This is a genomic window from Curtobacterium sp. MCBD17_030 (assembly GCF_003224255.1).
Lineage (GTDB): Bacteria > Actinomycetota > Actinomycetes > Actinomycetales > Microbacteriaceae > Curtobacterium.
The window spans coordinates 1-11,345 of the sequence record NZ_QKLI01000035.1; the positions used below are offsets into that span (position 1 = coordinate 1).

General features: G+C 64.3%; 12 protein-coding genes. 5 read left to right on the top strand and 7 right to left on the bottom strand.

What is annotated here, in order from left to right:
- Positions 1-55: 55 nt before the first annotated feature.
- Complete coding sequence (locus DEI89_RS16955; protein ID WP_110905236.1) at positions 56-910, bottom strand: hypothetical protein; 855 nt, start codon at positions 908-910, stop codon at positions 56-58.
- Positions 911-1,227: 317 nt separating this feature from the next.
- On the opposite strand from DEI89_RS16955, the gene DEI89_RS16960 reads away from it, so the two are divergent.
- The 3 genes from DEI89_RS16960 (at position 1,228) to DEI89_RS16970 (ending at position 3,629) form a co-directional block, all read left to right on the top strand.
- Positions 1,228-1,671 carry a hypothetical protein gene (locus tag DEI89_RS16960; RefSeq protein WP_110905237.1) on the top strand — a complete coding sequence of 148 codons (444 nt, stop codon included), beginning with the start codon at positions 1,228-1,230 and terminating at the stop codon, positions 1,669-1,671.
- Between the two features lie 30 nt (positions 1,672-1,701).
- Complete coding sequence (locus tag DEI89_RS16965) at positions 1,702-2,271, top strand: hypothetical protein (RefSeq protein WP_110905238.1); 570 nt, start codon at positions 1,702-1,704, stop codon at positions 2,269-2,271.
- Positions 2,272-3,272: 1,001 nt separating this feature from the next.
- Positions 3,273-3,629, top strand: a complete 357-nt coding sequence (locus DEI89_RS16970; protein ID WP_181421719.1) for a hypothetical protein — start codon at positions 3,273-3,275, stop codon at positions 3,627-3,629.
- 742 nt (positions 3,630-4,371) lie between these two features.
- Here DEI89_RS16970 and DEI89_RS16975 read toward each other — a convergent pair.
- A complete protein-coding gene (locus DEI89_RS16975) occupies positions 4,372-4,677 on the bottom strand; it encodes a hypothetical protein (RefSeq protein ID WP_110905240.1) in 306 nt (101 codons plus the stop codon).
- A 92-nt stretch (positions 4,678-4,769) separates the two neighbouring features.
- Between DEI89_RS16975 and DEI89_RS16980 the strand changes: the two genes are divergently transcribed.
- Positions 4,770-5,573: a hypothetical protein gene (locus DEI89_RS16980; protein ID WP_110905241.1), complete on the top strand. Its 804-nt coding sequence runs from the start codon at positions 4,770-4,772 to the stop codon at positions 5,571-5,573.
- Positions 5,574-5,600: 27 nt separating this feature from the next.
- Entirely contained in the window at positions 5,601-5,786 is a 186-nt protein-coding gene (locus DEI89_RS16985) for a hypothetical protein (RefSeq protein ID WP_110905242.1), read from the top strand.
- 146 nt (positions 5,787-5,932) lie between these two features.
- On the opposite strand, the gene DEI89_RS16990 is transcribed toward DEI89_RS16985, so the two are convergent.
- From DEI89_RS16990 to DEI89_RS17010, 5 genes are all read right to left on the bottom strand, one after another.
- A complete protein-coding gene (locus DEI89_RS16990) occupies positions 5,933-7,360 on the bottom strand; it encodes a UvrD-helicase domain-containing protein (protein ID WP_110905243.1) in 1,428 nt (475 codons plus the stop codon).
- The gene (locus DEI89_RS16995) at positions 7,350-9,080 is read right to left on the bottom strand and encodes an ATP-dependent endonuclease (RefSeq protein ID WP_181421720.1); all 1,731 of its coding nucleotides are present in this window, start codon (positions 9,078-9,080) and stop codon (positions 7,350-7,352) included. The genes DEI89_RS16990 and DEI89_RS16995 overlap by 11 nt, the downstream gene beginning before the upstream one ends.
- A 257-nt stretch (positions 9,081-9,337) precedes the next feature.
- On the bottom strand, positions 9,338-10,366 hold the full coding sequence (locus DEI89_RS17000) for a hypothetical protein (RefSeq protein WP_110905245.1): 1,029 nt from the start codon (positions 10,364-10,366) through the stop codon (positions 9,338-9,340).
- Complete coding sequence (locus DEI89_RS17005; protein WP_146236843.1) at positions 10,366-10,623, bottom strand: hypothetical protein; 258 nt, start codon at positions 10,621-10,623, stop codon at positions 10,366-10,368. The genes DEI89_RS17000 and DEI89_RS17005 overlap by 1 nt, the downstream gene beginning before the upstream one ends.
- Positions 10,620-11,345: antitoxin VbhA family protein (locus DEI89_RS17010; protein ID WP_110905247.1), on the bottom strand; the 726-nt coding region annotated here is incomplete at its 5' end. The genes DEI89_RS17010 and DEI89_RS17005, both read right to left, overlap by 4 nt.

The following is an 11,345-nucleotide window of genomic DNA, read 5'->3' on the forward strand; positions in this document are numbered from 1 at the left end:
GCCATTACCGTCACAACCCCGCTCCGACTACCGTCGAAGCGGCACTACCGAGCCTCTACTGAACCCGGGGCGGAACAAGGTGTCCTGCTATCCAGGTGGCCCGCATCCGTGTGGGCATTGGGTTCGGCTCGTTGCCCCGGTCGGTGTGACGGATGAACTTCGTCACGATGTTGAAGGTTGTCTCGCGGTCGGCTGCTCCGAACACGAGGCGGTCGCCGCTCAGGCCTCGGAGTCCGTCGAGGAGGAGTTGCTCCCACCGCTGGTTGACGACGCTCTGCCGGGGCGTTGCGCCGTCGACATCGATGACGATCCCGGAGCTTGTGACGCAGACGTCGCTGTGTTGGAGGTGCTGCACTTCCCAGGCGTCCAAGCCGGCTCCTGCAGACAGCGCAAGCAGCACACTCGCGCTTCGGCGGCGCTGTGCGTTGCCCTGTCCTCGGGCCCAGGACTCGAGCAAACTGAGTTCGAGGTCGGTGTACGGCATCGTCACTGACTGACCGTTGAGTGCAGTGAACTCGAGCGGATCCGCGGTCGGAACGACGACCTCCGAGACCCGCAGCAGCAGCGAGCGATAGTCACGCCGGGTCTTGTCGCTTCGCTCGACGTCATCGCGGCTGATGTAGCGGCGGATCATCACCGGGTGGAACACGACCGCTGCTTGCAACGGGTACTCACACACGTTCACGACCCAGTCCACGTGTCCGGCGACGACGACCATCAACCGCTCCGCGAGCCAGGCACATGCCGGTGCGATGACCGCCACCGCGTCCCGCACGAACAAACGAATGCGCTGCCACCGCTCCGCGGCGAGCTGCGGCGTGTATGTCGCAATGGCGTGCGCGGCGCTCGGCTGAAGGCGCGTGACAAGAGTCCCTTCGCCCAGGGCTGAACACTGATTCTCCGCGCCCACGGGAGCGAATGAGAGCGGCGTTGGCTCCCAGCATCGCGTGTGCGCACAGTTGGAGACCGGGGCCGGGCGTGCGAACGGGCGACCGTAGGCAGCACCCATAGGACGGCCGCTGATGCCCGAGGGGACGCGCAACCGCTGAGGACGCACAGCATCCACGGGCGCGATAGCTGAACGAAGAAGATCGCGCTCATGCGCGGTGAAGAACGACACAACCGACCTATGCGACGAGCCGAGGAGCGGGTCGTTGCTGTGACCGTCGGGCGTGTCACACCTTCGTGCCGGTCCCCAGGGGCGGCGGCTTCACGTAAGGCTGAACGGTGACCGATGCGCCCTCTCAAGACCGCTTGCAGACCCTCGAACTTCGCTTCATCGCCGCGCTTCGTGACGGCGACCACGAAACCCTCGAACGGCTTCTTCATGCCGACTTCTCGGCAACCGAGATTGGAGGCGAAGGACAGATCTCGCGCCGCGAGTTCCTCCGCCGAGCCATCTACGCAGAGTTCGTCGTTCCGAACGCCGAGCCGCGGTGGATTGCGAACCACGACGAAACGCCGCCCGGGAAGATCAGTTATCGCTGGAACGACGCCGAAGGCGTCGAACACTGGCGTGGCTCCTGGTGGAGCGAGACGGACGAAGGCCTGCGGCTACGTCAGTACTTCGCCCAGCAGCGTGCCTTCAACGGAGGGGAGCTGCACCGGTACCGCACTGACGACACGCCCGACCGGGAAGATCCGCGACCTGATCGGCGCAGCGCGGCATAGGGGCCAGGAGACCAACTCCTGGAGGACCCTTTGGACTACCGCACCGCCACCCGCGAAGAACGAGCAGCCGAGTTCGTCGCGTTCGCGACGAAGCTGCACGACGGCCGCTACGACTACACCCACGTTGGACGGAACTACGTCAACGGTGACACCAAGGTCACCATCATCTGCCCCGAACACGGTCCCTTCGAGCAGACGCCGCGCGAGCACCGGCGAGTTCGATACACCCCTTGGGGTCCGCAGCGTGGGCAGGGATGCCGCGACTGCAAGGGCTTCAACGCCAGCATGGAAGTCCGTCGTGACCGCTTCGTCGCCAAAGCGGTACAGGTCCACGGGCAACGTTACGACTACAGCGAAGTCATCTACGTCGACGCCAAGACGGACGTGACCGTGGTGTGCACCGACCACGGCGCTTTCTCTGTGCGTCCGGACAACCACACGTACAAGCACCCCGCTGGCTGCCCGGACTGTGCCCTCCGAGGGCACCGCGCTGCTCCGCGTTCCAGGACAGTGAACGAGAAGGGCCAGTGGCGGAACCGTCCCGCCGGGACCACCACAGGTCGGAAGCGGCCGAATCGAAACCGAGCGGACGCTCGGTAGCGGACCTCGCCGACGAACTCACTCAACTTCATCCGCGCCTGGGCGTCCGTATGGAGCACCGAGTGGCGACAGACGGTCAAGAGCTCGGCGGAGGCCAACGCATCCGGACACTTTGGCCCGCGAGTCCTGGCCCTGCTCGCCTCGGTTGGCCACCGGGACTGGGAGGTCATCAACGAGCGCATCATCCGATAGCCCGAGTGGGTGCTCGGAGGTGACCGTTCGCGCCCTGCTGAAGGTCATTGGTACCGGTTCGATCGTAGAGAACCACCCTTCACCACAGGCAATATCCCATCCGCACCGTTCCCGGGCAGCGAGTCGCGGCCGTCACCGACTAACGCCGGCGCCCTAGTCGCTCACCGATCCGACATAGCGCAACAGCTCTGGTGTTGGGGCTCGCGGCGGGCATCCACGGCGAGCCAGACCGCTCGCTCCCGAAGCTCCTCCGGGTACTTCCTCGGTGCTCTATTGACTCTCGTCCTCCCGTGAATTGAGACCCTCCATCAGACCCGGGGTAAAACATCCAGTACGAACAGCCGGACGTGCTGCCAGCGCTCCTGAGCAAGCTTCGTCGAGTACCTCGGAGCAGCACTTGCTGCTGTCGCGGGGATGCGCGACAAGAGTCCCTCGCCGAAGGCGGCACTCAATTTGGGTCGCCGCGCAGCTGCGCCAGGAGCGGCTCCTGCTACCAGCATCGCGTGTGCGCGCAACCGGTAGCCGGCGCCGGACGAGCGAACGGCCGGCCGTACGGAGCACCGGCTTGCCGTCCGGAAACCCGAGATGAGGTGGTGGGACCGAGGCTCGACATCGATCGCGAAGATCGACCCGGCTCGGAGAAGAGAGCGCTCATAGTTGCTCAGCGGAGGCACCGCCGTCCTATGCTGCATCGCCAAAGCGAGCTCCGTACGCTGTCCGGCCGGGCGCGTTGGGCGTTCCGGTGGTTTTGCGGCTTCGTCGACCCATGGAAGTGTTGGAGCGTGACTGACGCACCATCCCAAGACCGCTTGCAGATCCTCGAACGGCGCTTCCACGCTGCCATCCGCGACGCGGACTACGAGGCGCTCGAACAGCTCCTCGAAGACAGATTCATGGCTGGAGAAGTGAGCGGGGAACAGGGCATCTCGCGTCGAGAGTTCCTGCGTCGGGCCATCTACTCGGAGGTGGTCACGCCGTCGGTGGAGCCTTGCTGGGTGCCGGTCAACGACGAGACGCCAGCAGGCAACATCTCGTACAGCTGGACTTCTCAGGATGGCGTCAGTCACACGCGGGGCTCGATGTGGCGCGAAACCGAGGAAGGGCTTCGCCTCCGAAACCATCTCGCGATCGTCGGCGCGTTCAACGGCGGAGTACCGCGCAAGTAGACCGAACGACACTCCGGACGGGGCCATGGACAAAATGTCGGGCCACAAGGCTTGTTGTCAGCGATTCACGTGTCCTGTCACTAGGGCGCGCGCCGGTCTGAAGCGGTGGTTGGTTGCCTCGCTGGGGGTCCGCACGAACAGCCAGCTCTTGCTTCTCGGGGAAGCGGACGAGGTCGACTCCCCGATGTCCGAGTGAGTGCAGTCGGCTGGGTCCGTGCTGCTCAGTGACGAGCCAGAGGGGATGAACACCGTCACCATGGCGTTCCACGGGATGTTTCCGCGGTTCGTCGATGTCGCGGAGCTTGCTCCCTGTTGTCGGTCGCCTCCGCGTCTTGTCTCTGTGTCACGGATACTGTCGCGTTCGGTGCCGGCGACAACCTACGTGACAGCGTGAGCCGACCGACCTTCGACGGCTCGGTTCAACGGGTCTGCTACGCGGACCGACATGAAGTCCAGGTCACGAAGGTGGATGGGACGCTCGTCGTGCAGGAGGTCTACCTCTTTGGGACCCAGTCACAGGTCAGTCCTGCACCGGGCACACACTCGAAGAGGTCGGTGTGCCTCCAGAGCATGCACGACCCGCTCACGGTCGAGCGTGAGGAGCACACGAAAGGAACTGCCCTGCTGCCGACGGCGCGAGCCTTTCCCGTGTCCGGTAGTCGATCGACTACCGAGACGGTGCGTAGAGCAGGTGGGTAGCGTGGCGGAGGTGAAGCGCTGCTCGAAGTCCCGTCTGTGCCGATCAGTGGGTGAGCGCACCTAACATGTTCGGCCAGTCCAACCGATCGAGCGCGTGGGCGAAGCTCTCCTGGCTGCATGCCGTCCCAATCTCGTTTTTCGTTCGCAGATCGAACATCCGCACTAGGTAGAAACCTCCCTCGACGGCCTTCGGGCCAAAGAAGTCGGAGCGCATCGGATGTCCGTCAATCGCGCCATGGAACGTGCTCAGGACGTCAGGGATTTCGGGGCCGTGACTGCCTTGGGTGTACTTGACGCCGTAGGCCGTCAAGTGCCGGGAGAGCGCTTCTTCGAGTTCCGATGTGGACATGTGCTAGTTCCTTCGCTCGCTTTGCTCCTGCTGGGAAGACGGAAGCTGCGAGTATCTTCCCCTATCGGCGGCGGCCCGGCTAGATTGACGTTGTGAGCACGAACCAAGAGGAGCCGTACGCCCGGGGACTGCGGTACTTCAACGGCCCGGGGTCGGCGCATGATCCGTCGGGGAACTTGAACGCGGTGTTCCCGGTCATTGATTCCGGGGGTGGTTACGACTGGGCGAATGCGCACCGCACGACGAGTGCCCCAGGCGTAACCGCGCACTTCGGGGACCTCAAGGATGCCCTGCTTGAGTTCATCGACGACTCACCAGCCATAGTCGGTTGCATCGCTTGGCTAACTGACTTCGACATCCTCGACGCCCTCGCGGCGAAGCCCGTGGCGTTGGTTGTCCAGAAGGAGGACTTCCTTCGTCCGGACACCGGAGCCGGTTCGAACTGGGGCCGACTGCTGCGGGGCAAGTACGACGCTCTGCGGGGCGGCTTCGATCGTTTCGAGTTCCCAGCGCCGCTCAACAGCGCAAGCATCACCACGGATCCGACCGTGGACCCGATTCGGTGCGTCGGTAACCACAACTACGACAAGCGTCCTGCGATGCCGCGGATGCACCACAAGTTCCTCGTTCGAGTCACCCCTCGTACTAGGCCTCTGTCGCCGGACGATGACGGCGTTTATGGCACAGGCTATCAAACGGTGGAACCGACTGCTGTCTGGACGGGTTCGTTCAACTTCTCGCGCAATGGAGGAATGTCTATGGAGAACGCGGTCGTCTTGGAAGACGGGACGATCGCCGGAGCATACTTGGACGAGTTTGCAAGGGTCGAAACGCTCTCGGAGGTTCTGGACTGGGAATCGACCTGGACCTATCCCCAGTGGCGAATCGGTACTTGAAGTCACGTCCTCGCAGGGATCACAGTCGTGGTGACGGTGGACCTGAGTGGGGACTTCTCGACGGAATACTGGGCTGGCGATCATGCCCTGCTGTTCGCGCAGACGTCGGCGGAGCGCCACGCCGAAAAGCTGCCGGTTGCAATCGCCCCGAGTAAGCGGCTGGTCCGCCACGATCGCAAGCTTGAGCGCATGGAGGACTGGGCTCCAAACTAGGACGACGTCGCGCAGTCGGTCCAGCGCTTGTGCTCGGCGAATGTCGCGGTGGTGTGGACGGGGTATCAGGCGGAGCGGTGGATCATGCGGCTCGCGCGCGAGTTCGCAGCCTTGAAGGCCTTCCGCTAGGCCTTCCCCCAGCTTGTTCAGGAACTGCGTTTTGGCCTAGGGGGCGAGAAGCTCGCGGCGTCCGTGACGATCGTGAGGGTGGTCGAGGCGCGGCTTAAGGCGACATAGAGCTCGTGCGCGTCGTACCGTATCGGGTCGTCCAACACGGCATGTTCGAATTCAAGACCTTTCACGAGTAAGGGTCTGCCGACGATGCGAGACTCCGGTCGTCGTCCGGTGCGGCTCATCCGAGTGCGGACACTCACGACGGCGTCGAGCACGGTCAGGTCTTCGGTGGCTTCACAAAGCCGGAGTGCGTCGAGGACACCGAACCATGCCTCGCGCCGGTAGAGACGGAAGGTCGGAATTTGGCTAATGGCGAGAAGTGCGAGTCGGACCGCCGCGGGCGTGCCGTCGACGAGTAGCGTGTTCACTGCTTGGATAGCGGTTTTACTTTCGGGTTCACCGGTGACGATCATGGATCTGCCGGCGTCTAAAACGCGCCGATCCTTCGGCGAAAAAGCTTCCGTTACTCCGAACGCACAGTCGACGGCGAATTGCGCGGCTCCAGCAGCGATGTCCGGATTGACGCCAGAGTCGACGACGGTCGCGAACGCGCGGAGGTGCTTGCCTTCGATCTCCTCGATCATCGTGTAGGCACCACCAAGGCGACGAGCCAGCACTGCAGCGTCCTTCGGCCACTTCGTGATCGCAACGGTCGTCGCGGGGTGTCGCGGCGCGTCACGATAGGCGGCGAGATCCTCCGCCCGCGGGCGGACGAGGATCGGTGCACCGTTGAGATCCACGCCGTCACCTTGAAGCAGTGCCGTTCGCGCATGGAGGAGCCATTCGCCAAGCGCCGGGTTGCGACCATCCCACCGCCATGCCCGGACCTCTACGTCCTCATTCGGGAATCCGACCACTACTTCGCTGTCCCAATCGACGGGACGGGCGGTGCCCCAGTAGAACAACCCCTGCATGCGGTCGCCAAGGACGCACGTCGGCACTGTTGTCGCGATCTCCGCGATTAGCTCGTGCTGCCACAATTGACAGTCCTGATACTCGTCGACGACGACCAAGTTGTAGCTTGCACGCAGCATTCGCACAATCGCCGGGCTCTTCACTGCGGCTCGTGCGGCCTCGTGATACGCCTGCGTGAGGCTCCAGTCGGGTTCATCCTCAACGAGGAGGCCAGACAATTGCGGCATCTTCGAGATCAGATCGAAGCTCCAGCTGTCGATCGTCCGGACCGTCACTCCGCGAGCGGGAACCCCAAACTGCTTCAGGCGCCGACGGATGACGTCCACGCCGGCATGGGTGTGGGTGAGCACAAGCGCTCGGCCACCATCCTTGACGCGACGTTCGACGAGCCGTCCGATGAGCTGCGTTTTGCCTGTCCCAGCCGGCAGCTCGACCGAGCATGGCAACGATGCGAGGATCCGGCTGACGTCATCTTCAGCTGGCATCGGCGTAGACGAACTTGATTACTCGCTTGAGGCCTCGGAGGAGGTCCCCGTCTGCGAGCGACTTTTGGTGCTCCCAGACGGTCTGGCCGAGCAGCATTCCGTGATCCTCGCGCTTGAACCAACCGGACTTTTTCGCGGTGGTGGCCAGCGCGTGACGGTAGTTGTCGCCGGCGACTGTCGCCCATGATGCCGGCTCGTCGTGAGGCAGGGCGATGGGGAGCCGCGCGCTGACAGCATCGGCCACGGAGGTGATTCCTCTGTCCTCGATCACGTATTCGACCAGAGTCAGGATGGCTTCGTCGGGAATGGCGGTGAAGATCGCGTCTTCTAGCGCGCGTGGGGCGTCCCACTGGACAACATCTGCTCCGGCAGTCGCTGCCGCGTCGACACGCTCAGTGTTGGTGTCCACGTCGGCGTCGAGGACGAGCTGAGTGCGGTATCCCAGTTCCGCGAAGGCGCGAGCCCGCGAAGGCGCGAGCGAGTCTCCGCCGCCGTTGGTCACGGTCGTACCGGTGCTGATGGAAGTAACGCGCCCCGTCGCTAGTCTTCGACGGTCGCATTCGATGAGGAACGCGCGAAGGAATCCGACTTCCGTCGCGCCCTCTCCGACGACAACACGTCGCGCCAGCAGAGCAGACGGTGTAGCGCGAACAATGCCCTGCACGGTGCTGACGTCGTCGTCGACGAGGTCCTCCGGAACGCCGGTCGCGGTTGTCACGCCGTTCTCCGACCGGACGACGAACAGCTGACGCCAGCTGAGCGATTCGACGACCAGCGGGGAATGTGTGGTGAAGATGAGCTGAATCTTCTCGGTGACGGTCTGCTGCTTTAGGTGGCGGACGAGGTTAGCCAGTCGGTGGGGGTCGAGCCCTGACTCAAGTTCGTCGATAGAGACTGTAGAACGTCCGGCTAGAGCGTTCTCTTGGATCGACAGGCTGAGCAGACGGCGCGAGCCCAAGCCGAACTGCGATAGCGGAATGTCACCGTCGTGAAGCATCAGCGCGGCGCTACCGGCGCCGAAGGCTGGGTCGAGCCCCGGGCGCAGGTCCGTGAACTTTGCGCTGCCAAGCGTTTGCGACACAGCCTGCGCGAGCGCGGCCGCATCATGAAGCGGGGTCCCTGACAGCGAGCGAACGGCCTCGCGGGCCTGACGTTGCGCTTCGATCAGCGCATGTGTCGCACCGGACTTTGATTGCGTCATAGTTGTCAATGCGGAGCCGCGACCCCATCGAAGGTTCTGGCCCGAGCTTTCCCCAACGCGGAAGTAGCCGAGCTGACCACGTTCGGACGCCGTCATACGCTCTCCGACTTGCTCGCCGGGCCGGACGACCTCCCAGACGGGCTCAAGATCTGCATCCACGGTAAGCCGGATGATCAGGCACTCGACAACACCGTCCTCGTCGACTGGATCATGCGTCAATGTGTTGTCCGGCCGGATGCCGCTCCGGTTTTTCCCGTGCGCCCGCTCGTCGACCAGTGAGTCCGGCAGGTCCGCGACGACGGCTTCGATGACGATGGGTGAGGCCGTGTCCGCTCGGTGGAAGTCCGCGTCGGTGAAGGTCACGTTATATCGCGGAGTTAGAACGAGGCCGATAGCGTCGAGAATCGTCGTCTTCGTACTGTCGCCTGGGCCGATGAGTGCGATGAACGGCGCGCTCAAATCGAGGTCAGCTGTTTTGATACCGCGAAAGTTCTCGACATGAAGAGTCCTGAGGCGCACTGGAGCGGCCCTTTCGTCGCGGCCGCGGTCTGCGGCACGCATGCAAGCTTAGGAATCAGAAGCGAGTCTCCCGCGCCCGACGCGCCCGGGGGCGTCGCGATCCAGCGAAAGAGCCGCGTCTCGATAGCCGGTCGTTCAGCGGTCAGCGGTCGTCCGCCGCTCGGTTGACGACTCGTGTGTCGCGTATAGCCCGTCCGATTTGATTCTCATGGAGCTGCCTCAACCGGACGCGCTGGTGGCGTTGAGGCGTGCCACATTCAGTTCGGCAGGTTCCATCTGAGGTCGTATCCGGTGTCGGCGAGGAACTGGAGACGATTTCGCACTTCCCCGAGGGACACTGCGTCGTCGTCGTTGCGCATGTCGGCGCGGAGGAGCGTGTTGGCGGTGACGATGTCGTCGGTGCGGTCTGTGTAGCCGGCGGCTGCTGCAGTGAGGAAGATGGTGGGGTCTGCTGGCCGGATGAGTTCGGTGCCGGAGTAGCCGACCGTGTCGGGTTCGAACCCGAGCGCTGGCATGTCGAGTTTGTGTTCGGTGAAGGCGACGAGCCGGTACGGCATCGCACGTTTGCTGATCGCCGGGTAGCCGGGCAGTTCCGAGATTCCGCGGCCGGAGATGCGGCAGCCTGCGTCCATGAGCCGTTCTGCTTGCTTGATGAGTGGCAGGTCGGACGTCCACCGGGTCCGGACGCCGCCTGGGCCGGGGTAGCAGGCGATGGCGAAGTCGATGAGCCCACCGACTTGCCGTGATTCCCATCCGATGTCGGTTCGGTGTACGCGTTTGCCGAGCCGGGCGATCGCGTCGTCGACCTGCCCCGCGGTCAGTCCTGCCCGCACGAGCCTGTCGAAGTCAGCGCCGTTGATTGCGAGCATCCGGGCGACGGCGAACGTGAAGTAGATCGGTGCGGCGTCCTTCCACCGCTCGTGCACTCCGAGGACTTGCTTCCCGTCGATCCACACGCGTCGCCGGTCGACGTCGACCAGAAGCACCGTCGCGGTCTGTTCAGCGAGCGCGATCTGCGTCGCCGTCACGGTCCGCGGTGCCATGAGGAGGAGTTCAGCGTCATCCACGTCCTCATCGCGAGGCCGCTGCGTCAGTGTTGGGAAGCGTGCGCGGCGGCCGTCGGCGAGGCGGATGGTGTCGTGCGTCTCCACGACCGCGGCGAGCCCGGCGAGTTTGAGGACGGCGAGGGCGTCGGTGAGGTCGGTGGTCTCGCCGAGCCCGTACGGCATCGTGATCTGCGGCCGACCGGCGTACGCGGAGGCTACCCATTCCAGTCCTGGGCCCATCAGCGGCGTTCTTCGGGGGTGTCGGGGCGGATGAGGGCCATGAGCCAGCCGGCTTCGGTGAGGAATGGCTCCCACCCGTCCCGGGTGTCACCTGATGCTGGTTCGCACCGGTAGCCAGGGCCACCGTCGGCGCTGTGAACGATGATCTGCCGGAGTTCGGGGCCGGTGGGGTCGCGGAAGTACATGTGCCCGTGGGTGCCGGCCAGGTCGAACGCGACGCTGAGGAGGAACAGGTCCGGGCGGCTGGCGGCGCTCACCATTCACGTCCCCGGAACAGGGCGATGACTGTTTCGAGCGGGCGCCCTTCCCGGAGCCATTGCAGCGGCGTCAGGGCGTGGTTCTCGACGATGAGGTGGGTGCAGGGTGTGGTCATGATCTCGGTCATCGCTGCTGCGTCGAGTAGTGGCTGCGGTGCTGCCGCGTAGAGCACTTCCAAGCCTGGGAGCAGGGCGGATGGGTCGCCGAACTCGGGGAGGGCCGGGGCGAGGATCTGCCAGTCGGGGATTCGTTCTTCGCCCTCGAGGTCGAAGCTCAGTAGGCGGTTCGACCCGAACAGCTCACCGACCTCGTGGATGCTGATCTGGAGGGCTGCTGCGGCTTCTGCTTCGGTGAGGGTGGAGTCGAGGAGATGTCGGCGGATCCGGGCCTGCGTTGTTCGCCACCAGTCCTCGGGTACGTCGGATGCGTTGACGGCGCTGGGTTCGGGTGCTCGTGGGATCTGCCGGCCGTCGTCGGCGTAGGCGCTGAGCTGCTCCGGGGTGATCTCCCCGCGGGCGTACATCCACAGCTGTGACTGCCAGGGCATGTCGTCGGGAAACCCTTCGAGGTACCCGGAGTGGATCACCGCCCGGACAGCTTTCTCGCGCCTGGCGACTTCGGCGGCGGGGATGAGGAGGGTCTGCACGATGCGGTTCGCTTCCCGTACCGCCGGCACCGTCAGGTCTGAAAGGACCGTGTTGTGCTTGTCGTAGAGCTCGTA